Origin of the sequence: Streptomyces sp. NPDC051218 (genome assembly GCF_044455475.1) — a bacterium.
Taxonomy (GTDB): domain Bacteria; phylum Actinomycetota; class Actinomycetes; order Streptomycetales; family Streptomycetaceae; genus Streptomyces.
Window position 1 is genome coordinate 334,602 of sequence record NZ_JBITEU010000003.1, and the last position, 22,410, is coordinate 357,011.

General features: G+C 71.2%; 20 protein-coding genes. 16 read left to right on the forward strand and 4 right to left on the reverse strand.

Annotation, left to right across the window (positions count from 1 at the left end; translation table 11 throughout):
• Nucleotides 1-58: 58 nt before the first annotated feature.
• The 9 genes from ACIBCK_RS12520 (at nucleotide 59) to ACIBCK_RS12560 (ending at nucleotide 8,787) form a co-directional block, all read left to right on the forward strand.
• The gene (locus ACIBCK_RS12520; protein ID WP_399389427.1) at nucleotides 59-829 is read left to right on the forward strand and encodes a TetR/AcrR family transcriptional regulator; all 771 of its coding nucleotides are present in this window, start codon (nucleotides 59-61) and stop codon (nucleotides 827-829) included.
• Nucleotides 830-910: 81 nt separating this feature from the next.
• The gene (locus ACIBCK_RS12525) at nucleotides 911-1,360 is read left to right on the forward strand and encodes a hypothetical protein (RefSeq protein ID WP_399389430.1); all 450 of its coding nucleotides are present in this window, start codon (nucleotides 911-913) and stop codon (nucleotides 1,358-1,360) included.
• A 6-nt stretch (nucleotides 1,361-1,366) separates the two neighbouring features.
• Nucleotides 1,367-1,981: a TIGR03086 family metal-binding protein gene (locus ACIBCK_RS12530; RefSeq protein ID WP_399389431.1), complete on the forward strand. Its 615-nt coding sequence runs from the start codon at nucleotides 1,367-1,369 to the stop codon at nucleotides 1,979-1,981.
• Nucleotides 1,982-2,090: 109 nt separating this feature from the next.
• Entirely contained in the window at nucleotides 2,091-2,855 is a 765-nt protein-coding gene (locus ACIBCK_RS12535) for a DUF4142 domain-containing protein (protein WP_367045757.1), read from the forward strand.
• Between the two features lie 110 nt (nucleotides 2,856-2,965).
• A complete protein-coding gene (locus ACIBCK_RS12540) occupies nucleotides 2,966-4,270 on the forward strand; it encodes a DUF692 family multinuclear iron-containing protein (RefSeq protein WP_399389433.1) in 1,305 nt (434 codons plus the stop codon).
• Nucleotides 4,271-4,276: 6 nt separating this feature from the next.
• Nucleotides 4,277-5,245 (forward strand): TIGR04222 domain-containing membrane protein, encoded by a 969-nt coding sequence (locus tag ACIBCK_RS12545; protein ID WP_399389435.1) that lies wholly within the window; start codon nucleotides 4,277-4,279, stop codon nucleotides 5,243-5,245.
• 182 nt (nucleotides 5,246-5,427) lie between these two features.
• On the forward strand, nucleotides 5,428-6,204 hold the full coding sequence (locus ACIBCK_RS12550) for a DUF4142 domain-containing protein (protein ID WP_399389436.1): 777 nt from the start codon (nucleotides 5,428-5,430) through the stop codon (nucleotides 6,202-6,204).
• An 85-nt stretch (nucleotides 6,205-6,289) separates the two neighbouring features.
• Complete coding sequence (locus tag ACIBCK_RS12555) at nucleotides 6,290-7,051, forward strand: TIGR04222 domain-containing membrane protein (RefSeq protein ID WP_399389438.1); 762 nt, start codon at nucleotides 6,290-6,292, stop codon at nucleotides 7,049-7,051.
• Nucleotides 7,052-7,158: 107 nt separating this feature from the next.
• Entirely contained in the window at nucleotides 7,159-8,787 is a 1,629-nt protein-coding gene (locus tag ACIBCK_RS12560; protein ID WP_399389440.1) for an alpha/beta hydrolase, read from the forward strand.
• Nucleotides 8,788-8,791: 4 nt separating this feature from the next.
• Here the strand turns inward: ACIBCK_RS12560 and ACIBCK_RS12565 are convergent, their stop codons facing one another.
• From ACIBCK_RS12565 to hemG, 3 genes are all read right to left on the reverse strand, one after another.
• A complete protein-coding gene (locus tag ACIBCK_RS12565; RefSeq protein ID WP_399389442.1) occupies nucleotides 8,792-9,166 on the reverse strand; it encodes an RNHCP domain-containing protein in 375 nt (124 codons plus the stop codon).
• A gap of 160 nt (nucleotides 9,167-9,326) precedes the next feature.
• Nucleotides 9,327-10,046, reverse strand: a complete 720-nt coding sequence (hemQ, locus tag ACIBCK_RS12570; RefSeq protein ID WP_399389443.1) for a hydrogen peroxide-dependent heme synthase — start codon at nucleotides 10,044-10,046, stop codon at nucleotides 9,327-9,329.
• Nucleotides 10,047-10,050: 4 nt separating this feature from the next.
• Nucleotides 10,051-11,502 carry a protoporphyrinogen oxidase gene (gene hemG, locus ACIBCK_RS12575; RefSeq protein ID WP_399389445.1) on the reverse strand — a complete coding sequence of 484 codons (1,452 nt, stop codon included), beginning with the start codon at nucleotides 11,500-11,502 and terminating at the stop codon, nucleotides 10,051-10,053.
• A gap of 141 nt (nucleotides 11,503-11,643) precedes the next feature.
• Between hemG and ACIBCK_RS12580 the strand changes: the two genes are divergently transcribed.
• Both ACIBCK_RS12580 and ACIBCK_RS12585 read left to right on the forward strand, forming a co-directional pair.
• A complete protein-coding gene (locus ACIBCK_RS12580; RefSeq protein ID WP_399389447.1) occupies nucleotides 11,644-12,597 on the forward strand; it encodes a DUF4349 domain-containing protein in 954 nt (317 codons plus the stop codon).
• A 37-nt stretch (nucleotides 12,598-12,634) separates the two neighbouring features.
• On the forward strand, nucleotides 12,635-14,017 hold the full coding sequence (locus ACIBCK_RS12585; RefSeq protein ID WP_399389449.1) for an FAD-dependent oxidoreductase: 1,383 nt from the start codon (nucleotides 12,635-12,637) through the stop codon (nucleotides 14,015-14,017).
• A gap of 109 nt (nucleotides 14,018-14,126) precedes the next feature.
• Here the strand turns inward: ACIBCK_RS12585 and hemE are convergent, their stop codons facing one another.
• Nucleotides 14,127-15,206 (reverse strand): uroporphyrinogen decarboxylase, encoded by a 1,080-nt coding sequence (hemE, locus tag ACIBCK_RS12590; protein WP_399389451.1) that lies wholly within the window; start codon nucleotides 15,204-15,206, stop codon nucleotides 14,127-14,129.
• A gap of 176 nt (nucleotides 15,207-15,382) precedes the next feature.
• On the opposite strand from hemE, the gene ACIBCK_RS12595 reads away from it, so the two are divergent.
• From ACIBCK_RS12595 to ACIBCK_RS12615, 5 genes are all read left to right on the forward strand, one after another.
• Complete coding sequence (locus ACIBCK_RS12595; RefSeq protein WP_399389453.1) at nucleotides 15,383-16,051, forward strand: DUF3000 domain-containing protein; 669 nt, start codon at nucleotides 15,383-15,385, stop codon at nucleotides 16,049-16,051.
• A gap of 206 nt (nucleotides 16,052-16,257) precedes the next feature.
• A complete protein-coding gene (locus ACIBCK_RS12600) occupies nucleotides 16,258-16,920 on the forward strand; it encodes a response regulator transcription factor (RefSeq protein WP_160507754.1) in 663 nt (220 codons plus the stop codon).
• 78 nt (nucleotides 16,921-16,998) lie between these two features.
• Nucleotides 16,999-18,270, forward strand: coding sequence for an HRDC domain-containing protein (locus ACIBCK_RS12605; protein WP_399389454.1), 1,272 nt, complete (start codon nucleotides 16,999-17,001; stop codon nucleotides 18,268-18,270).
• A 724-nt stretch (nucleotides 18,271-18,994) separates the two neighbouring features.
• Nucleotides 18,995-20,221 (forward strand): thiolase family protein, encoded by a 1,227-nt coding sequence (locus tag ACIBCK_RS12610; protein WP_399389455.1) that lies wholly within the window; start codon nucleotides 18,995-18,997, stop codon nucleotides 20,219-20,221.
• A complete protein-coding gene (locus tag ACIBCK_RS12615) occupies nucleotides 20,218-22,359 on the forward strand; it encodes a 3-hydroxyacyl-CoA dehydrogenase NAD-binding domain-containing protein (protein ID WP_399389456.1) in 2,142 nt (713 codons plus the stop codon). Before ACIBCK_RS12610 ends, ACIBCK_RS12615 begins: the two co-directional genes overlap by 4 nt.
• The last annotated feature ends 51 nt before the right edge of the window (nucleotides 22,360-22,410 follow it).

Here is a 22,410-nt window from a genome sequence, read left to right on the forward strand (position 1 = left end):
CCACGGGGGAGGATGTACCTCGACAAACGCACGACCGAACGGCGCTGAGGAGACCGACATGGCGAGCGAGCTCGGCGCGAGCGACGACGTGGATGCGGGCACGGATGCAGGCGTGCGTGCTGGCGTAGGTGCAGATACCGGCGCCGCCCGCCCACGCGGCTCCAAGCTCGACGGGCGCGTCGAACGCGGCAACCAGACCCGGCGTCTCGTCCTGCGCCGCACGGTCGACATCGCCTCGGTCGAGGGCCTGGACGCGCTCTCGGTCGGCCGCATCGCCACCGAGCTGAAGCTCAGCAAGAGCGGGGTCTTCGCGCTCTTCGGCTCCAAGGAGGAACTGCAGCTCGCGACCATCCGCGCGGCGGGCCGCATCTTCCTCGACGCGGTGGTGGAACCGGCCACGCAGTCCCCGCCCGGCCTCGACCGCGTGTGGCACCTGTGCGCACGCTGGCTCGACTACTCGAAACAGCGCGTCTTTCCCGGCGGCTGCTTCTTCCACGGGGTGATCGCCGAGTTCGACGCCCGCGAAGGCGCGGTGCACGACGCGTTGGTCCTCGCCGACCGGGAATGGACCGGCACGGTCGAGCGGTGCGTCGCGGAGGCCCGCGACACCGGCGAGCTGCACCCCGGCACCGACGTCCCCCAGCTCGCCTTCGAGCTCATCGCGCTGATGGAGATGGCGAACGCGCACTCGGTGCTGCACGACGAGCCGAGCGTCTACCGCAGGGCGGGCGCCGCCATCACGGCACGCCTGCGCGCTGCGGCGACGGACCCGTCACAGGTCCCTCAAATCCCCCAGACCCCCCTGGACGCCGCACCAGAACACTCCTGAGCGCGGCCCCGCCGACCTGGTTCCGGGCCCGCTCCGGTCAAACAAGTAGCACGACCGTTCGTTTAGCTTTAAGCTCGTCGCATGTCTTCACCGATCCCCCGATCGATCATGCGTACGCCGTGGCAAGCGGGCCCGGAGGTGCACGCGCCGGGCCAACTCCTGGTGAGTGTCACGGAGTTCACCGCCCACCGGCACACCCAGACCGTGCCGATCGCCCTGTCAGGGCTCCGACTGCGTCGGACCTGGCCACGGACGCCCGGCGCCGTCGGCATGTGGCTCTGGATCGATCCGTGGCGCAAGCGCTCGGGATCCGTCTCGGTCTGGACCGACGAGCGATCCCTGCACGCGTTCGTCGGACGCCCCGACCATCTGCGGATCGTCCGCGCGCACCGGAGCCGGGGCTCGATGCGCGCCACCGCCTGGGCGGTGGACGGGCTCGCCCCTGGCACTCTCTGGGCGACTGCGAGCACGCTCATCGGCGACCCAACTCCCTGGCCAGACATGGTAGTTAACTCTCCGAAGGGACCCTGAGACCTCATGCACGACCTCATCGCACTCGACCGCACCGCCCTCCAAGAATCACTCCGCATCCTCCGCATCGCCCGCGACACCGACTGGGAACGCCCCTCCCCCTGCGCCGGCTGGACGCTGCGCGATCTGGTGGCGCACATGGCCGCGCAACACCACGGGTTCGCGGCGGCGGCGCGGGGCTCGGGGGCCGACCGTACGTATTGGATCGCGCCGGATCTCGGCCGCGACCCGTTCAAGGTCTATGACGAGTCGGTGCGGCACGTGCTGGCCGCGTTCGCCGAAGAGGGTGTCCTGGAGCGGGGGTTCACGCTGCCCGAGGTCGGCGGGGCGTTCCCGGGACGGACCGCCGTCGGCTTCCACTTGCTCGACTACGTGGTGCACTCCTGGGACGTGGCCACCACCCTCGGAATCGACATCGGCGTCGGCCTCGACCTCCCCCGGCCGGTCGTGGATGCCGCGCTCGACGTAGCCCGCCGGGTCCCGAAGGACCCCGAACACCGAGGCCCCGGAGCCGCGTTCGCGCCGCCGCTGCCCACCGGCGAGGGTGCATCGCCGCTGGAGGAGATGCTGGCCCTCCTGGGGCGGTCGCCGGGGCATCACACCGGACAGGGAAGGCTTTGAAAAGCGTTGAACATCACGCCCGCCTCTTCCGTATCTCCCGGTACCAGTAACCGGTACCAGGAAGTAGCTTGCCCCCACGGCAGGTTGACGGGCAGGAAGGCACGGCACATTGCGGCGAATCAACGGCACGGCTCTGATCATCGCGGCACTCGTGGTCACTCTGGGCGCGCTCGCGTTCCCCATGTGGTCCTACGCCGACCGTTCGGGCACGGGGCCCGCCAATCTGGCCGCCGGGTCCGTGGCCACGCAGTGGGGTCCGCTCTCCGCCGCCGACCGCGATCTGCTGGTGAAGGTGCGGCTCGCCGGCCTCTGGGAGATACCCGCGGGCCAGCAGGCCGTCGAGCGGGCGCCGACCGAGGCGATCAAGGAGGCCGGTGACCATCTGATCGTCGGCCACACGGACCTCGACAAGCGGGCCCGTTCGGTCGCGGCGCAGCTCGGCGTGGAGCTGCCGAACCAGCCCACCGCCGAACAGCAGGGCTGGCTGCAGGAGTTGACCGAGGCCAGCGGCGAGACGTACCAGCGGAAGTTCGCGAATCTGCTGCGGGTATCGCACGGCAAGGTCTTCAGCGCGATCGCCGATGTGCGTGACAGTACCCGCAACACCCTGATCCGGCAGCTGGCCACCGATTCCAACCAGACGGTCCTCGACCACATCACGATGCTGGAGGCCACCGGCCTCGTCGACTTCGACGACATCGCGAACGGCGGCGCCGCCACCGCGACGGCCAGCCCCAGCGGTCCTCCCCCGCCCTCCGGCGTCCCTCCGGTGCCCCCGGCGGCCGGTCCGACCGGCGATGTGTCCACCACGTCACGGCCTTCGCCCCCGCCGCCCGGCGAAGTCAACACGAACCGGCCGGAACCTCAAATGTAGCTCTGAACGTCCCTCCTCAGGGGTTCGGCCGCTGCGGCCGGGGCCATGACTCCTGCACACGTTCCCAAGACACGGGGCACGACGCGGGGTCTTGGCGGAGGAGGGGGAACATGAAGCATTTGGGGACCGGAATAGGGTGGCGTCCGGAGATCGCGGACGCCGTGGAACGGATGCCCGGCATCGACTGGGTCGAGGCTGTCGCGGAGAACCTGTGCCCCGGGCACGTCCCCGACTCCCTCCTCCGGCTGCGCGAGCGCGGCGTCACCGTGGTGCCGCACGGCGTCTCGCTCGGCCTCGGCGGGGCCGACCGCCCCGACGAGACGCGCCTGGCCGCGCTCGCCGAGCGCGCGCAGGCACTGGGCTCGCCGCTGGTCACCGAGCACATCGCGTTCGTACGCGCCGGGGGCCCGCTGACGGCTTCGCAGCCGCTGGAGGCGGGCCACCTGCTGCCGGTGCCGCGTACCCGTGACGCCCTCGACGTGCTGTGCGAGAACGTGCGCATCGCGCAGGACGCGCTGCCGGTGCCGCTCGCCGTGGAGAACATCGCGGCGCTCATCTCCTGGCCCTGCGAGGAGATGACGGAGGGACAGTTCCTCTACGAGCTCGTCGAGCGCACGGGCGTACGCCTGCTCATCGACGTCGCGAACCTCCACACCAACCACGTCAACCGCGGCGAGGACCCGTCGAAGGCCCTGGACGAGCTGCCGGTCGAGGCCATCGCGTACGTGCACGTCGCCGGTGGTTTCGAGCGGGACGGCGTCTGGCACGACAGCCACGCGCACCCGGTGCCCGAGCCGGTCCTCGCGATCCTTTCGGACTTGGCCGCACGGGTAAGCCCGCCGGGTGTCCTGCTGGAGCGGGACGAGAACTTTCCGGCGCCGCGGGAGCTGGAGCGGGAGCTCGACGCGATACGGGAGACCGTGCGGACGAAGGCGCCTGCTTCCGGTGAGGGCGCTTCCGGCACAGCCCCGGCGACCGGTGAAGCTGCCGCGGTGCCCGACGCCACCCGTCAGCGGCTCGCCCTCGCGCAGACCGCGCTCCTGTCCGCCCTGGTGGCCGGGACGCCCGCGCCCGAAGGGTTCGACCGGGCCCGGCTTGCCGTGCAGAGCCGGGCGTTGACCGGCAAGCGGGCGGACGTCGTGGCGAAGGTGGCGCCCGAGCTGCCGGAGATTCTCGGCGGGAGTTTTCGCGCGGACTTCTTCGCGTACGCCCAGACCCGGCCGATGTCCGGCGGCTACCGGCGTGACGCGCTGGACTTCGCCGAGCGGCTGCTCCTGTCCGGGCAGCCCGAGGACGCGGAGGCGCGCGGCAGGCTGACACGGTGGTGGCTCGAACGGTCCGGGCCCGCACCGTTGGACGCGGGGCCGGTCACACGGTGGTTGCGCGCGGCGCGATTCACGCTGCGACGGGGGTAGGGGGCGATGGTCTTGGAGATCCTGTCGGCTTGTTTCGCCATCCTGATCGGGGTGTCGGCGGCCGGTCTGCTGGTCGGTGTCTCCCGCATCCGGCAGCCGACGCCTCCGCAGCCCGACGCGCAGCACGGCGCGGTGTTCGATCCGTTGGAGGCCGCCTTCCTCGCCGGTGGGCCCAGCAGGGTCGCCGACGCCGCGATCGCGTCACTGCACGAGGACGGACGCCTCGTCGTCGCGTTCCCCGGCATCGTCGCGATCCAGTCGGCCGACGCCCGTAACGCCGTGGAGGGCGCGGTCCTCCAGGCGCACGCCGCCGCGCCGAGCGGCGCCCTGCACTGGCTGCGTATCGGCGTGATGCGCAGCGCCGCCGTGCAGGCGATCGGCGACACGATGGCGCGGCGTGGCCTGATGGTGCGCCCCGAGGTCCTGGACCGTCTGCGCCGGAAGATCCGGCACAACGTCCTGAGTTTCGTCGGGTTCTTCCTCGTCATCGGGGTCATCGCCGTCGAGGACGGTGACGGCCCTTCATGGGACCCCGTGAGCGTGTCGACCATCGTGTTGGTCGTGGCGTGGGTCGTCGGCTCCCTGATCGGCCTGCTCTGCGGCCGCGCCACCCGGACGAGGGTGACCGCCATGGGCCGGACCGCTCTCGCGGAGTACCGCGCCGCGGGCGCGCACGTGTCCGGCGCGGCGCACCGCGTGGCGGTCGAGGGCCTGGTCGGCGTCCTCGACCCCGACCTGCGCGCGCAGCTACAGGCCGCGCACCGCGTCCGCCCGGGACGTACGTCGGCGACATCCTCGACGTACGCAAGCTCCGGGACCACCATCGCGTGGTGCGGCGGAGGCAGCTCGGCATGCGGCGGCTCAAGCTGCGGGAGTTCCGGCGGCGGCGGCTGCGGGGGAGGCTCTTCGTCCTCCTGCGGCGGGGGCGGCGGTGGCGGCTGCGGAGGAGGCGGCGGAGGCGGAGGCAGCTCCTAGCCGCGACCCCGCATGCACGGCTCCCGCCCCGCGTCGCGTCGAGAACAGCCCCTCCCCCTGCGAGCAGCGGGCGCCCCGCTTCCCATGCCCCTTACCGGTACGGCAGTTGACGTACTCCGGGCTGTATCCCGCAGGTGCCTTCGCGGGGCGCACTAGCGTGCGGCGGTGCAACTGGAGGCGTCATGCGATCCATCAACGGCACCGGCCTCATCGTCGCGGGACTCGTCGCGACCCTGGCCGCGCTGCTCTTTCCCGTCTGGTCGTACGAGGACAGGTCGGGCACCGGCGTGGACAGACTCGACGCGGAGACCGTGTCGACGGAGTTCGGTCCGCTCTCCGCGCTCGACCGGGACTTCATCACCAAGGTGCGGCTCGCGGGCCTCTGGGAGCTCCCCGCCGGGCAGCAGGCCGAGGCCCGCGGCACCACCAAGGCGGTCAAGACTGCGGGCGAACATCTCGTCGAGGGGCATACGTTCCTGGACGCACGCGTACGCGAGGTGGCGACGCGGCTCGACCTGGAGCTGCCCAATCAGCCGACCGCGCAGCAGCGTCGCTGGCTCGACGAGATGAGCGACGCGCACGGCGACGCGTACGACGAGAAGTTCGCCAACATCCTGCGTGCCGCCCACGGCAAGGTCTTCTCGGTGGTCGCCGAGGTCCGCGCGACCACCCGTAACTCCCTGGTGCGCGCCCTCGCGGACGACGCGAACACGACGGTCCTCGACCACATCACGGTCCTCGAAGGCACGGGCCTCGTCGACTTCGACGACCTGGCGCGCGACGCGGCATCGGCAGGCCCCGTCCCGGTGACCCGCTCCCCCGCCCCACCGGGCCCGACCCCGTCACCGGACCCCGCGACCCCGGTCTCCCCCTCCCCCACCTTCTCCCTGCCCCCACCGGCATCCCGCCCCAAACCCGAGGTGGACGAAGACAGAGACAAGGACAAGGACCGCGGCTGAGCGGAACGTTATCCTCCCGCGACCCCGCGTCCGCATGGTGAATAACCCATGGCGCCGCCCCCGCCCCCTCGCATAGAACTCCGGCATGTTCTGGCTTCCGCTCCTTCTCGTGGCCTGGGTCGCGACGGGCCTGTCCTGTGCTCGGCTCTGCCTCACCGCGTATCGCGCCGCCCCGCACCGCGCGACCCCGGCGTACCGCCACGAACTGACCCTCTACGAAGCCGCGTTCCTCTCCGGCGGTCCCGCCCGCGTCACCGACCTCACCCTGGTGTCGATGGCCCGCGCCCGGCGCCTGCTGCTCGCGCACACCGGCTGGGCGACGGTCGTCGACCCGGTGGGCGGCGACGACATGGAGAGGTCCGTGCTCGGCGCGATAGGACCCGGCGGCCAGTCCCCGATAGCGCCGGTGCGCACTGCCGCGGCCGGCACCGACGCGATGCGCGCCCTCGCCGACCGTCTCGTCGCGGCCGGCCTCGCCCTGCCCGACGGCGCCTGGTCGGGGGTCGCGGGAGCGGTCCGGCAGGTGCGGGCGGCCACGGTGGCCGTGGTCGCCCTCGGAGCCGTCGCGCTCCTGATGCCCGGTCAGGACCCCTCGGGCCAGGTGCCCGTAGCGCTCTGGTTCGCGCTGCCCCTCGTCCTGAACGCGAGCTGCCTCGCCGTCGCCCGCTTCGAGATCCACCCCTACCCCCGCTGGGCCTCGCCCGCGGGCCAGCTCCTCCTGAGCGCACTCCCGGCGCGCGGCGGCTCCGACCTCACCGCCGTCGCCGTACGAGGCACCCGCGCCCTCGCCGATCCGGAGCTGCGGGCGGCCTTCGCGCACCGGGACGCGGCGCATCGGGGTCATTGAGCCCGACACGCCCGACACCGGCGGGGCGGTGCTTTACTTCACCTATTACCAAACGAATCATCCCTTTTGTTCGAGCAACGCACGGCCGAATGAAGGGATGAAGAGCGATGAGAGCAGCAGCCGCCCTCTACGGAACCGCCGGATCCTTGGTCCTGACCGCACTCGTCGCCGCCCCCGCGGGAAGCGCGTCCGCGGCCGACAGCCACCCCGCCTACCCCTCCTGGGCGGAGCACGGCACCCAGGTCGCGGCCCAGCGCGCGCAGGCGGCCGGCATCCGCTTCGGCGCCTGCCCCGCGGTCGAGAGCCTGCCCCCCTCGATCAAGTGCGGCACGGTCTCGGTGCCGCTCGACTACGCGCACCCGGACGGCAAGCAGATCAGACTGACCGTCAGCCGCACCAAGGCCACGGAGCGGGCCGAACCCCGGCGGGGCAAGTCCGTCAAGCGCCAGGGCGCTCTCGTGTTCAACCCCGGCGGACCCGGCGGGTCCGGCATGTACTTCCCGATGGTCGGCATGCTCCCCGAGTGGAAGCGCATCGCGGCGGCGTACGACCTCGTGGGCTACGCGCCGCGCGGTGTCGGCCGCTCGGCCCCGATCTCCTGTCAGGAACCCAAGGCGTTCGCCAAGGCCCCGACGCAGTCGCCGACCCACCCCGACACCGCGTACAAGCTGGAGCGCGTCAAGCAGGCGAAGGCGTACGCGGAGGGCTGCGTGAAGCGCTCCGGGAAGGCCGTGCGGCACTACACGAGCCTGAACAACGCCCGCGACCTGGACGTCCTTCGGGCGGCGCTCGGCGAGAAGCAGCTGACCTTCATGGGCGCCTCGTACGGCACGTACTTCGGCGCCGTGTACGCCACGCTCTTCCCCTCGCACGTGCGCCGCATGGTCTTCGACTCGGCGGTCAACCCCGACCCGCAGCAGATCTGGTACCGCAACAACCTCGACCAGTCCGCGGCCTTCGAGCAGCGCTGGGGCGACTTCCGCGCCTGGGTGGCCAAGCACGACAAGACGTACCACCTGGGCAAGACGCCCGAAGCGGTCCTCCGCCGGTACGAGAAGGTGCGCGAGGAGCTCGCGGCCAAGCCCGCGGGCGGCAAGGTCGGCCCCGGTCAGCTGCAGTCGGCGTACCTCCAGGCCGGGTACTACGACGACTACTGGCCGGCGCGCGCGTCCGCGCTCTCGGCGTATGTGAAGGGCAACCCGAAGCCGCTGATCGAGCAGGCGGCGCCCGAGCCGAAGGCGGCCAAGGAGCAGGAGAACGGCAACGCCGTCTACACCGCGGTCGAGTGCAACGACGCGCCCTGGCCGACGGATTTCAAGACCTGGAACCGCGACAACTCACTTCTCGCACGCGTCGCGCCCTTCGAGACCTGGGACAACGCCTGGATGAACCTGCCGTGCGCCTACTGGCCCGAGGCCCGGCAGCAGCCCGTGGACGTCCGCACCGAGGGTGGTGAGCTCGCCCCGACGCTGATCCTGGCCGCCGAGCGGGACGCCGCGACCCCGTACGCGGGCGCCCAGGAGCTGAACCGCCGATTGGACGGTTCGGTCCTGGTGACCGAGCGGGACGCGGGCACCCACGGCATCGGCGCGGGCCCCAACAAGTGCGTCAACGGCCACATGGAGGCGTACCTCCTCGAGGGCAGGCTCCCCGTGCGGCGCGCGGAGTGCGCACCGCACAAGGAGCCCAAGCCGCTGTCCGGCGCGCGGGCCGCGGCTCTCCCCAAGGAGCGCTAGCCGGTCACAGTGCGCCGAGCCGCTCCAGCGGGAACGGCGGCTGGGCCAGCGGGCGCACCGCGAGCCGGGTCAGCGGCAGGGCGTTGTCGTCGCCCGCCGTGCGGTTGGCGTGCAGGACGCCGCAGTGCGTACAGCGATGGACGAGGACCCATTCGCCGTCTCCTCGTACGGAGATGGCGAGGGGCTCCATCCGGGCACCGCAGTCGGCGTCCCGGTCGCCCGGGGTGTCGTCGAGGTGACGGCTCCACAGGCAGTTGGGACAGTGGTTGCGGTGGCCGGTGCCGGGGGCGGTCATCGATACGTCGAGACCGCACTGCAGGCAGCGGAAGGACTGGGCGCGCGCTTCAGTGCGGGCCCGCCGAGAGGTGTTGCGGGACATGACGGGGTGGACTCCAGTGCGTCGCGGAATGGGCTGGCTTCGAGCTGATCCGCGGGGCCCTGGGCATACACGCACCATCTTTCTGTCCTCGGCTTCGACCTCTCGATGAAACCCGCACCGGACAGGGCGCGGCAACCGAATTAACAGCGCACCGAATTGCCTAGGCGAGGCCCGCCACGAGCTCGGCGACGGACTTGCGGCGGCCGGTGTAGAACGGCACCTCTTCGCGGACGTGCATGCGGGCCTCGGAGGCGCGCAGGTGCCGCATGAGGTCGACGATGCGGTACAGCTCGTCCGCCTCGAAGGCGAGCATCCACTCGTAGTCCCCGAGGGAGAACGAGGCGACCGTGTTGGCGCGCACGTCGGGGTAGCCGCGGGCCATCATGCCGTGGTCCTTGAGCATGCGGCGACGGTCCTCGTCGGGCAGCAGGTACCAGTCGTAGGAGCGCACGAAGGGGTAGACGCTGATGTAGTTGCGCGGCGTCTCGTCGGCCAGGAAGGCCGGGATGTGCGACTTGTTGAACTCGGCGGGGCGGTGCAGCGCCATGTTCGACCAGACCGGCTCCAGGGCGCGGCCCAGCTTGGTGCGCCGGAAGAGGTTGTAGGCCTCCTGCAGCTCGTCTGAGGTCTCGGCGTGCCACCAGATCATGACGTCCGCGTCGGCGCGCAGGCCCGACACGTCGTACGTGCCGCGGACGGTGATGTCCTTGGCGGCAAGCTGGTCGAACAGCTCCTGGACCTCGTCGGCGTAGCCGGTGCGGTCCTCGGGCAGCAGGTCGCGCAGCTTGAAGACGGACCACAGCGTGTAGCGGATGACCTCGTTGAGGTCCTTGGCCTTCTTGCCCGCGTTCGGGCTCTTGGCGGGGGCGTCGTCACTCATGGCCCTATTCTCCTCCGCCGCCGTGCAGACTCTGCACCGGGTTGGCGGTGAGCTCCTGCACACCGGCCAGGTCACCGCCCAGCTGGTCCACGGCCGCGTAGGCGCTCGCGATGCACGCGGGGATACCCACTCCGTCGTACGCCGCTCCGCACACGGCGAGGCCGTGCAGCTTGCTCACGTGCTCGCGGACGCGGGCCACGCGCGCGTGGTGGCCGACGGGGTACTGCGGCAGGCCGTCGTGCCAGCGGGTGACGCGGGTGGCGACGGGTGCGGCGTCAAGGCCTGTGGCCGCGCGCAGGTCGTGCCGGGAGAGCTCGATGAGCTCGGCGTCGTCGCGCTTCAGGATCTCGCTCTCGCCGTACCGCCCGACCGACGTGCGCAGAACCAGCAGGTCGGGGTCCTCCTCGGCGATCCAGCCCCATTTGCGTGACGCGAAGGTGGACGCCTTGATGGTGTGCCCGTCGACGGGCGGCACGAGAAAACCGCTGCCTTCGGGGAGGTCGGTCTCGCTGCGGCGGTAGGCGAGGGTCATCAGGGCCATGGAGGCGTACTCGACGCCCGCGAGCTCGGCGGCGGCTGCGGGGGCCTCGACGCCGAGGAGCGCGGCGGCGGCGTAGGCGGGGGCGGCGACGACCACGGCATCGGCGTCGATGGTCTGCTCCGGGGTGCTCACCTGCCAGCCGTCCGGGGCGCGCCGCAGCTCGGTGACCGGCGTCCCGGTGCGGATCTGCCCGCCCTGCGCACGCACCGACTCGGCTACCGCGAGCGGGAGTTGGCCGACGCCGCCCTCGATGCCCATGAAGACGGGCCCGGTCTGCTGGTTCCGCGCGGCCCTGGCCTGGATGTCACGGACGCCCTCCGTGAGGGAGGCGTGCGTGCGGGCGGCCTCGAAGAGCTGCGGGACGGCCGAGCGCATCGAGATGCGGTAGGCGTCGCCCGCGTAGACCCCGCCGAGCAGCGGCTCCACGAGGCGGTCGACGACCTCGCGGCCCAGGCGCGCGGCCACGTACTCGCCGACCGCGACGTCGTCGCCGACCTCGGTGGGCGGCAGTTCACGGTCCTGCTCGATGCGCCGAAGACCTTCGTCGGACAGCACTCCGGCCAGGGCCGACGCGTCGCCCGGTACGCCCATGACGTGGCCCTTGGGCATCGGCCGCAGGGCCCCGCGGGTCCAGATCGCCGCGGTCGCGGTCGCGGGTGGCTGCAGCCGGTCGGCGAGGCCCACCTCGCGGGCCAGGGCGACGGCCTCCGGGCGGCGGGCCAGCATCGACTCGGCGCCGAGGTCGACGCGTACGCCCTCGATCTCGCCGGGGAGCAGCTTGCCGCCGAGGCGGCCGGAGGCTTCGAGGACGGTCACGCGGGCGCCGGTGCCGAGCAATCGGTGGGCGGCGGCCAGTCCGGCGATCCCGCCACCGATGACTACGACATGACCCGTACGTGTGTCCGTTTCGCGCATGCCTCCACTCTACGAGTCGCGCTCCGTGAGTCGCGCGAGTCCCGACCGTGACCCCATCGGGACCGGTCAGCAACCATCGTTTCGCCTCTCTCCGGCGTCAAAGGAGCATCAGTCACCACGACCCTCGGGGGGTACGCCGCGATGCACGCGTCCAGCGAAACCACGTCAAGGCACCGCACGGTCCAGGTTCTCTCCGCCGTCCTGCTCGCGGTCGCCCTCGCCCTCACCGGGTGCAGCGCGGGCGACAGCAACGACGGCGGCGGTGACGGCGCCAAGGCGGCGGGCGGCGCCAAGGAGGAAGCGCAGTACTCCGGCGGCCAGGACGACAAGGGGGTGGGCGGTGGCAGCCAGGCGGACAAGTCCGGCCAGAAGAAGCCGCCCAAGATCACCGGCACGCACATCATCCGCACCGCCACCCTGACCGTCCGCGTCAAGGACGTACCGAAGGCCCTGGACGAGGCGCGCGCGGCGGCCACCGACGCGGGCGGCGTCGTCGGCGACGAGACGACGGACCGCGACGGCAGCGGCGACGAACGCTCCCGCATCGTGCTGCGCGTCCCGCAGGACCGGTACGAGGAGGTGCTCGAGGCCCTGGAGGGCACGGGCAAGCTGATCGAGCGCAAGGCCAAGGCGCAGGACGTCACCGAGCAGGTCGTCGACGTGGAGAGCCGCGTCAAGTCGCAGCGGGCGAGCGTGGCGCGGGTGCGGGAGCTGATGGACAAGGCGACGAAGCTGAGCGATGTCGTCACCCTGGAAGGGGAGTTGAGCAGTCGGCAGTCCGAACTGGAGGCGCTGCTGGCACAACAGTCCTCGCTCAAGGACCGTACGAGCATGTCCACCATTACGCTCTCGCTCAGCGAGACGGCCGTGAAGAAGGCGGACGCGCAGGACGACGACCCGACGTTCATGGACGCGTTGTCCGGCGGCTGGAGCGCCTTCGTGACGATGCTGCGGTGGCTCGCGGTCGCCCTCGGCGCGGTCCTGCCGTTCGCGGCGGTGGCGGCGCTGCTGTTCCTGCTGTGGCAGCGTCTGGTGCGGCCCCGGCTGTCGCGGCGGCCCGCCGTGACGGCGGCGCGCGAGGGCGGCGACGACTAGGGGGCCGCCAACTGCCGCTTCGTCGTAGCGTGTCCGTATGAGTAGCGCGAGAGAGCGACTGGTGATCATCGGGGGCGACGCGGCGGGCATGTCCGCCGCGTCGCAGGCACGCAGGCTCAAGGGCCCGGACGAGCTGGAGATCGTCGCGTTCGAGCGCGGCCACTTCACCTCGTACTCGGCCTGCGGCATCCCTTACTGGGTCGGCGGCGCCGTCCTCTCCCGCGACGAGCTGATCGCGCGTACGCCCGAGGCGCACCGGGAGCGCGACATCGACCTGCGGATGCGTACGGAGGTCATGGAGATCGACGTCGAGGGCGGCCGGGTCCGCACCCGGGACCTCGAATCCGGCGCGGAGGCCTGGACGACGTACGACAAGCTCGTGATCGGTACCGGTGCCCGCCCGGTCCGTCCCTCCCTGCCCGGCATCGACGCCCCCGGCGTGCACGGTGTGCAGACCCTGGACGACGGCCAGGCGCTCCTGGACACGCTGGCGGACACCGAGGGCCGCAGGGCGGTCGTCATCGGCGCCGGTTACATCGGCGTCGAGATGGCCGAGGCCCTGATCCAGCGTCGCTACGAGGTGACGGTCGTCAACCGCGGCACGGAGCCGATGTCGACGCTCGACCCCGACATGGGCCGCCTCGTCCACGACGCGATGTCCGGCATGGGCATCGAGATGGTGAACGGCGCCGAGGTCACCAAGATCCTCACCGATGACGACGGCCGGGTCAGGGCGGTGGCCACCGAGGACGCGGAGTATCCGGCGGACGTGGTGGTGCTCGGCATCGGCGTGCGCCCCGAGACGGAGCTCGCCCGCGCGGCGGGTCTCCCCCTCGGTGAGTACGGCGGGCTGCTCACGGATCTCGCGATGCGGGTGCGCGGCCACGACAACATCTGGGCGGGCGGCGACTGCGTCGAGGTCCTCGACCTGGTCTCGGGCCGCGAACGCCACATCGCGCTCGGCACGCACGCCAACAAGCACGGGCAGGTCATCGGCTCGAACGTGGGCGGGAGTTACGCGACCTTCCCCGGGGTCGTCGGCACGGCCGTCAGCAAGGTCTGCGACCTGGAGATCGCCCGCACGGGCCTGCGCGAGAAGGAGGCGCGGGCGGCGGGACTGCAGTTCGTCTCGGTGACCATCGAGTCGACGAGCCGCGCGGGCTACTACCCCGGGGCCGCCGTGATGACCGTGAAGATGCTCGCCGAGCGCCTCACGGGACGGCTGCTCGGTGTTCAGATCGTGGGCCGGGAGGGCGCGGGCAAGCGGGTCGACGTCGCGGCCGTGGCGCTGACGGCCCGCATGACGGTGGACCAGATGACCGCGCTCGACCTCGGCTACGCACCGCCGTTCTCGCCGGTGTGGGACCCGGTCCTGGTGGCGGCACGCAAGGCGGTCGCGGCGGTCCGGGCCCCGGGGTAGGCCCCTGGGTGGACCGCCGGGTGGGCCCGGGCCGCTCTCGAGCCGGACTCACCCATCACATTCAGGCGAGATTTTCGGCCAACTACGAACCGACCACGAAACGACTCGGTCAGCGTGCGGTCCGCGTGTGGACATGCTCCACGAGGCGCGTCAGGGCGTCGGGGTCCGTGGACGGCAGGACGCCGTGGCCGAGGTTGAAGATGTGCCCCTCGAGGCCGGACGCGGCGTCGAGAACCTCGTCCGTCTTGGCCTCGATCGCCTCACGCGTGGAGAAGAGGACCGCCGGGTCGAGGTTCCCCTGCAGCGCCTTGCCGGGACCGACCCTGCGGACCGCCTCGTCCATCGGGACGCGCCAGTCGACGCCCATCACGTCGGCGCCCGCCTCGCCCATCAGATCGAGCAGTTCGCCTGTACCGACACCGAAGTGGATGCGGGGCACGCCGTACGACGCCACGGCGTCGAAGACCTTCTGCGACGCGGGCATCACGGAGCGCCGGTAGTCGGCGGGGGCCAGCGCGCCCACCCACGAGTCGAAGAGCTGCACGGCGCTCGCGCCCGCCTCGATCTGCACCTTGAGGAAGGCGCCGGTGATCTCCGCGAGCCGGTCGAGCAGGTCCGCCCACAGCTGCGGGTCGCCGTACATGAGCGCCTTGGTGTGCTCGTGGTTACGGCTCGGACCGCCCTCGACCAGGTAACTCGCGAGGGTGAAAGGTGCGCCGGCGAATCCGATGAGGGGGGTGGACCCCAGCTCGGCCGTCAGCATGCCGATGGCCTCGGTCACGTAACGCACGTCGTCCGGCGTCAGATCCCGCAGCTGGGCGAGGTCGGCGCGCGAGCGGATGGGGTTGGCGACGACCGGGCCGATACCCGGCTTGATGTCGAGGTCGATGCCGATGGCCTTGAGGGGGACGACGATGTCGCTGAAGTAGATCGCGGCGTCGACCTTGTGGCGGCGCACCGGCTGCAGCGTGATCTCCGTGACCAGCTCCGGCATCATGCAGGACTCCAGCATGGCCGTGCCCTCGCGCACCTTGCGGTACTCGGGAAGTGAGCGCCCCGCCTGCCGCATGAACCAGACCGGCGTGTGCGGCACGGGCTCACGCCTGCAGGCCTTCATGAAGGCTGAATCCTTGACGGCGTCCGTCGCTGCGTTCTGCTGGCCCGCGGGGCTGCTGCTGTTGGCACTCACGCGGAAAGTCTCGCACGCGTACGCCCGGCCCCCGCTCGGCCCCCGCCCGACCCCGGCCCGACCCCCACCCGACGCCGCCACGCCCCCGGTTCGCAGGGGCACGCTGCCTTGACCGGGGCCCCCCGCACGGGTGTCTCTCCCTGCGCGAAGCCGCCGTTCCCCTTAATCTTCCCCGCATGGCTGCGGCTCAGGGACAACGGTCGGACGGCGCTGGCGAGATGGAAAGTACGGAGGGGAAGGTGGCGGATTCGACTCCGTTGCCCTTTCGCGCGGCGGTCGAGGCGCTGCGCGGGGCACGGCTTCGGCCCGAGATCGAGATCGACCCGACGCGGCCACCGCAGCGTCTGGCCCCGCATGCGTACGCCCTGGAGGCCGCGGTGGTCGAAGGCGACGAGGACCTCGCCGACGGGCGTCTGGTGCTGCTGCACGACCCGGCGGGGCACGACGCCTGGCAGGGCACCTTCCGCCTCGTCACGCTCGTACGGGCGGAGCTGGAGCCGGAGATGGCCGCGGACCCGCTGCTGCCGGAGGTCTGCTGGTCCTGGCTGACGGGCGCGCTGCAGGCGCGCGGTCTGGCGTGCGGGGAGCCGAGCGGCACCGTCACGCGCGCCGGCTCGCACTACTTCGGCGGGCTCGCCGAGCGGCCGCCCGCGTCGCAGATCGAGATCCGAGCGTCGTGGACGCCGCGCGAGGGGACGGGCGGGACGCCGGACACGGCCGCGCATCTCGCGGCGTGGTGCGATCTGCTCTGCCAGGTGGCGGGGCTGCCGCCGGCGAACCAGGCGCACGGTGGCGACGGCTCGGTGGTGTCGCTGCCCCAGCGGCGGGGACCGCAGACGCCGTGAGTGCGAACGATTCTGAACGACTGCGATTCGGGTTGATCTTCGGATGATCGATCGCATGTCCGAATCGCCCGAATTGTTACTCACCAAATCGTGATCATTCTCTAAAGGCGGACGGGTTTGGTGCCGAAGAGGTTGGTGACCTTGACAGCACGGTTCGTCCCGGCTTCTTCCCCGAGCCGGTTCAGTCCCGCACCCCAGGAGGCCTGGTGTCCGTTCTCCTCGAGCAGCCCGCAAGCCTGGTCGCCTACCGCCCGAACAAGCCGACCGCCATGGTCGTCGTGGCCGACCCGCGCGTCCGCTCCACCGTCACCCGCCACCTGTGGGCCCTCGGTGTTCGCGACGTGATCGAGGCCTCGTCGATCGCGGAGGCTCGTCCCCGCATCGGCAACCCTCGTGACATCTGCGTCGCAGATGTCCACCTCCCTGACGGCTCCGGCCTGACGCTCCTCTCAGAAACCCGCGCGGCGGGCTGGCCGAACGGCCTCGCCCTCTCCGCCGCCGATGACATCGGCGCCGTACGCAACGCCCTCGCGGGCGGCGTCAAGGGCTACGTCGTCACCGGCACCCGCAACAACGTCGGTCTCCCCACCCGCCCCGGCGCCGCGCCCATCGGCTCGGCCGCCGCCCGAATGCACCGCCGCCCGCCGGGCGCTCCCAGCCACCCCGGTGGCTACCGCGAGCTGTCCGGCCGTGAGGTGGAGGTTCTCCGCCTCGTCGCGGAGGGTCAGTCGAACAAGGCCATCGGTGTCTCGATGGGGCTCTCCGCCCTGACCGTGAAGAGCCACCTCGCCCGCATCGCACGCAAGCTCGGCACGGGTGACCGCGCCGGGATGGTGGCGGTGGCCCTGCGCACCGGAATCATCCACTGACTCATTTACACCCCTCGCGCGCCCGTCGACGGAACGTTCCGTCGACGGGCGCTGTGCATACACAGATACCCTTGACAGGTGACCGACGCCCAAGAGACCGCAGCAGACAGTTCACTGCGAACCACCGGAGGCGGCCCTCCGGACGACGTCGAAACGGCGCCGATCCCCCTGGACGAGCCGCGTGATGGCATCCCCCCGGTGGTCGCCGACGAGACCGCCCTCGCAGAGGTGATCGCCGCTTTCGCGGCAGGCAGTGGCCCCGTGGCCGTGGACGCCGAACGCGCGTCCGGCTATCGGTACGGCCAGCGTGCCTACCTCGTGCAGCTGCGCCGTGAAGGCGCGGGCAGCACCCTGATCGACCCCGTCGCCTGCCCCGACCTGTCAGGGCTCGGCGAGGCGATCTCCGGAGCCGAGTGGGTCCTCCACGCGGCCACGCAGGACCTGCCCTGCCTGCGGGAAATAGGCATGATCCCCACCAGCATCTTCGACACGGAGCTCGCGGGGCGCCTCGCGGGTTTCCCCCGGGTCGGCCTCGGCGCGATGGTCGAGGGCGTGCTCGGCTTCGTCCTGGAGAAGGGCCACTCGGCGGTCGACTGGTCGACGCGGCCGCTGCCCGACCCCTGGCTGCGGTACGCGGCGCTGGACGTCGAGCTGCTCGTGGACCTGCGGGACGCGCTGGAGAAGGAGCTCGACCGGCAGGGCAAGCTGGAGTGGGCCCGCGAGGAGTTCGACGCGATCTCCTCCGCGCCGCCCGCGCCGCCGCGGGTGGACCCCTGGCGGCGTACGTCGGGCATGCACAAGGTGCGGCGCCGCCGTCAGATGGCGGTCGTACGGGAACTGTGGACCGCGCGTGATCGCGTCGCGCAACGGCGTGACGTGTCGCCCGGCAAGGTGCTCAGTGACGGCGCGATCGTGGAGGCGGCGCTGGGTCTGCCGCCCAACGTGCACGCGCTCGCCGGTCTCACCGGCTTCGGGCACCGCATGGGGCGGCGCCAGCTCGAACAGTGGCAGGCCGCGGTGGACCGGGCCAGGGCCCTGCCCGACTCCGAGCTCCCGCAGCCGGGGCAGACGGTCTCCGGGCCGCCGCCGCCCCGCTCCTGGGCGGACCGCGACCCGGCCGCGGCGGCGCGGCTCTCCGCGGCACGAGCGGCTGTCTCGGCGCTGGCCGAGGAACTGAACATGCCTCAGGAGAACCTGATCACTCCGGACACGGTACGAAGGGTCTGCTGGGAGCCGCCGGCACAGGTGGACGCGGATTCCGTGGCAGCGGCGCTGGCCTCGCACGGGGCACGGCGCTGGCAGATCACCCAGGTCACTCCGGCCTTGGTGACGGCGCTGGCTGCGGGGTAGTTGGCGGGGGCTTCGCGGGGCCGGTGGCGTTGCTGGGTGCCGGGGCCATCCAGGGCGCTCCTCCACCACGCGAGGGACGTGAGGGTCCGGCACCTATTTCCGAGAAGGCGCATCAGCCAACGCGCACGCCCCCCAACTGCCAGAACACAACTTTGCCAAGTAGGTGCGCCTCCCCCCACCCACCACCGCACCACCGCACCACCGCACGATCACACGGAGTGCAGAAAAGTCCCGCCAATCTCAAGCCCGCGCACGTCTCCCCACCTCGGCCACTCCGCGCACATCCGGTCGGCAGACGCTTGACGAGACCGGGCCCTCTTCCCGAACCGGCCGCGCACCCCGCCCACTGCCGGGTGACCCCCGACGAACCAGTCCGCACCCGGCACCCAAACCCAAAAAAATGACGGCAGTGGTCGAGAGTCCCGCTCCTGGGCCGTCCGGTCGTCTTCCCTCGCGTGGTGGAGGGGCGGGTGTCAAGGGTGGAGCGCAGCGGAATCGGCGTAGCCGACGCGCCGGAGGAGCGCCCTTGACTCCCGGACCGGAACCACCAACCTCGGGACACCGGATGGCCCCGGCACGCAGCAACGCCACCGGCCCCGCAAAGCCGACCCCAAGTGTGACCTTCGCCTCCCCGAGCCGGGACTGGGCAGTCTAGTTACCGGCAAGTAGCATGGGGACCGGAAGCGCGCCGACAGGCGCACCCGCACCCTGGAGGAGAGCCATCGTGCCTCGTACCGTCAGGGACGTCGTCTTCGTTGATGGCGTCCGCACCCCGTTCGGCAAGGCGGGCCCGAAGGGCATCTACCACGAGACCCGTGCGGATGACCTCATCGTGAAGGCCATCCGGGAGCTCCTTCGCCGCAACCCGGCCCTCGACCCCGCCAAGATCGACGAGGTCGCCATCGCCGCGACCACGCAGATCGGCGACCAGGGTCTGACGCTGGGCCGCACGGCGGGGATCTTGGCCGGGCTTCCGCAGTCCGTGCCCGGATACTCCATCGACCGCATGTGTGCGGGCGCGCTCACCGCCGTCACGGCCACCGCCGGTTCCATCGCGTTCGGCGCGTACGACGCCGTCATCGCCGGTGGCGTCGAGCACATGGGCCGCCACCCCATGGGCGAGGGCGTCGACCCGAACCCGCGGTTCGTGAGCGAGAAGCTCGTCGACGAGTCCGCCCTCTTCATGGGTATGACCGCCGAGAACCTTCATGACCGGTATCCCACGATCACCAAGCAGCGTGCCGATGCGTACGCCGTGCGTTCGCAGGAGAAGGCCGCCAAGGCGTACGCCAACGGCAAGATCCAGCAGGACCTCGTGCCCGTCTCCGTACGGCGGACCAACGAGGAAGCCGGCGAGACCGGCTGGGGTCTCGCCACCGCCGATGAGCCGATGCGGCCGGGGACGACGCTCGAGAGCCTCGCCGGTCTCAAGACGCCGTTCCGTACGCACGGCCGCGTCACCGCCGGCAACGCCGCGGGCCTCAACGACGGCGCCACGGCGTCGATCATCGCCTCCGAGGACTTCGCCCGCGAGCACGACCTGCCGGTCAAGATGCGGCTCGTCTCGTACGCCTTCACCGGTGTGGAGCCCGAGGTCATGGGATACGGACCGATCCCCGCCACGGAGAAGGCTCTCGCCCAGGCCGGGCTCTCCATCTCCGACATCGGCCTCTTCGAGATCAATGAGGCCTTCGCCGTGCAGGTGCTCGCCTTCCTGGAGCACTACGGCATCGCGGACGACGACACGCGCGTGAACCAGTACGGCGGCGCCATCGCGTACGGCCACCCCCTCGCCTCCTCCGGCGTGCGTCTGATGACGCAGCTGGCGCGGCAGTTCGAGGAGCAGCCGGACGTCCGCTACGGCCTGACCACGATGTGCGTCGGCTTCGGCATGGGCGCCACCGTCATCTGGGAGAACCCGAACCACAAGGACGCCGGAGGCGACAAGTGAGCAGCTCCACCAGCTCCACCACCGAGCTTCTGAAGGGTGCGGCCGAGCTGTTCCCCGACGAGGTCGTCACGCAGGCGCACGTGCGCCACCTCGACCTGCCCGCGGGCGCCGGGCGCTTCGCGCTCATCACGCTCGACAACGGCTTCGACCACACCAAGCCGACCACCTTCGGTCCTGGCTCGCTCGCGAACCTGAACGCCGCCATCGACCAGGTCGAGAAGGAGGCGGCCGAGGGCACGATCGTCGGTGTCGGCGTCACCGGCAAGCCGTTCATCTTCGCCGTCGGCGCCGACCTCAAGGGCGTCGAGATCCTCAAGCGGCATGAAGACGCGCTCGCCATCGGCAAGGGTGGGCACGAGGTCTTCAAGCGGCTCTCCGGGCTCGCTGTTCCCTCCTTCGCGTACTACAACGGTGCCGCGATGGGCGGCGGCGTCGAGGTCGGTCTGCACTGCTCGTACCGCACCGTCTCCAAGGCGCTGCCCGCCTTCTCGCTGCCCGAGGTCTTCCTCGGTCTCGTACCGGGCTGGGGCGGCTGCGCGCTGCTTCCGAACCTCATCGGTGCGGACCGCGCGGTCTCGGTCATCATCGAGAACTCGCTCAACCAGAACCGTCAGCTCAAGGGCAAGCAGGTCTTCGAACTCGGCATCGCCGACGCGCTCTTCGAGGGCGCTGACTTCCTGGAGCAGTCGCTGATCTGGACGGCCTCCGTCCTCAACGGTTCGGTCGAGGTCGTCCGTCCCGAGATCGACCGTGGCGAGGGCTGGGACGCCGCTGTGGCGCGTGGCCGTGGCATCGCGGACTCCAAGGTGCACGGCGCCGCCCCGGCCGCCTACCGCGCCCTGGAGATCATCGCGGCCGCCAAGGACGGCGACCTGCAGAAGGGCTTCGACGCGGAGGATGTCGCGCTCGCCGACCTCATCATGGGCGGCGAACTGCGCAGCGGCATCTACGCGTTCAACCTCGTCCAGAAGCGCGCCAAGCGCCCTGCGGGTGCCCCGGACAAGAACCTGGCGCGCCCGGTCACCAAGGTCGGCGTCGTCGGTGCCGGTCTGATGGCCTCGCAGCTCGCGCTGCTCTTCCTGCGCCGTCTTGAGGTGCCGGTCGTCCTGACCGACATCGACCAGGCGCGCGTCGACAAGGGCGTTGGTTACGTCCATGAGGAGATCGACAAGCTTCTCCTCAAGGGCCGCGTCAACCAGGACAAGGCCAACCGCCTGAAGGGGCTCGTCTCCGGCGTGCTCGACAAGGCCGAGGGCTTCTCCGACGCCGACTTCATCATCGAGGCCGTCTTCGAGGAGATCGGCGTCAAGCAGCAGGTGTTCGCGGAGGTGGAAGCCGTCGCTCCGGCGCACGCCATCCTCGCCACCAACACCTCCTCGCTCTCGGTCTCCGAGATGGCGTCGAAGCTGAAGCACCCCGAGCGGGTCGTCGGTTTCCACTTCTTCAACCCCGTCGCGATCCTGCCGCTCCTGGAGATCGTGCGCGGCGAGCAGACGGACGACGCCTCGCTGGCCACGGCGTTCGGTGTCGCCAAGAAGCTGAAGAAGACCGCGGTCCTGGTGAAGGACGCCCCGGCGTTCGTCGTGAACCGCATCCTCACCCGCTTCATGGGCGAGATCCAGAACGTCATCGACGAGGGCACCCCGGTCGCGGTGGCCGAGAAGGCCGTCGAGCCGCTCGGCCTGCCGATGTCGCCGCTGGTGCTGCTCGAGCTCGTCGGTCCGGCCATCGGTCTGCACGTGTCCGAGACCCTGAACCGCGCCTTCCCGGAGCGCTTCACGGTCTCGCCGAACCTCGCGGCGGTCGTCAAGGCCGGCAAGCGCGGCTTTTACGTCTACGACTCCGGCAAGCCGGAGCTGGACCCCGAGGTCGCCGCGCTCCTCAAGCAGGGCGACACCGTCCTGACCGAGGAGCAGACCCGCGACCGCGTGCTCGACGCCGTGGCGCAGGAGATCGGCCTGATGCTCGACGAGGGTGTCGTCGCCGAGGCGCAGGACATCGACCTGTGCCTGATCACGGGCGCCGGCTGGCCCTTCCACCTGGGCGGCATCACGCCGTACCTGGACCGTGAGGGTGTCAGCGAGCGCGTCACCGGCAAGCGGTTCCTGGCGCCGGGCGTGGCCAGCGTTCCCGCGTAACGACCGTGTGGTGCAAGGGGTGTCCGGCGGCTCGGCCGACCGGACACCCCT

Coding starts and splice junctions, on each gene's coding strand:
- ACIBCK_RS12520 (WP_399389427.1), top strand. CDS start 59: ATGGCGAGCGAGCTCGGCGCGAGCGACGACGTGGATGCGGGCACGGAT.
- ACIBCK_RS12525 (WP_399389430.1), top strand. CDS start 911: ATGTCTTCACCGATCCCCCGATCGATCATGCGTACGCCGTGGCAAGCG.
- ACIBCK_RS12530 (WP_399389431.1), top strand. CDS start 1,367: ATGCACGACCTCATCGCACTCGACCGCACCGCCCTCCAAGAATCACTC.
- ACIBCK_RS12540 (WP_399389433.1), top strand. CDS start 2,966: ATGAAGCATTTGGGGACCGGAATAGGGTGGCGTCCGGAGATCGCGGAC.
- ACIBCK_RS12545 (WP_399389435.1), top strand. CDS start 4,277: ATGGTCTTGGAGATCCTGTCGGCTTGTTTCGCCATCCTGATCGGGGTG.
- ACIBCK_RS12550 (WP_399389436.1), top strand. CDS start 5,428: ATGCGATCCATCAACGGCACCGGCCTCATCGTCGCGGGACTCGTCGCG.
- ACIBCK_RS12555 (WP_399389438.1), top strand. CDS start 6,290: ATGTTCTGGCTTCCGCTCCTTCTCGTGGCCTGGGTCGCGACGGGCCTG.
- ACIBCK_RS12560 (WP_399389440.1), top strand. CDS start 7,159: ATGAGAGCAGCAGCCGCCCTCTACGGAACCGCCGGATCCTTGGTCCTG.
- ACIBCK_RS12565 (WP_399389442.1), bottom strand. CDS start 9,166: ATGTCCCGCAACACCTCTCGGCGGGCCCGCACTGAAGCGCGCGCCCAG.
- hemQ (WP_399389443.1), bottom strand. CDS start 10,046: ATGAGTGACGACGCCCCCGCCAAGAGCCCGAACGCGGGCAAGAAGGCC.
- hemG (WP_399389445.1), bottom strand. CDS start 11,502: ATGCGCGAAACGGACACACGTACGGGTCATGTCGTAGTCATCGGTGGC.
- ACIBCK_RS12580 (WP_399389447.1), top strand. CDS start 11,644: ATGCACGCGTCCAGCGAAACCACGTCAAGGCACCGCACGGTCCAGGTT.
- ACIBCK_RS12585 (WP_399389449.1), top strand. CDS start 12,635: ATGAGTAGCGCGAGAGAGCGACTGGTGATCATCGGGGGCGACGCGGCG.
- ACIBCK_RS12595 (WP_399389453.1), top strand. CDS start 15,383: ATGGCTGCGGCTCAGGGACAACGGTCGGACGGCGCTGGCGAGATGGAA.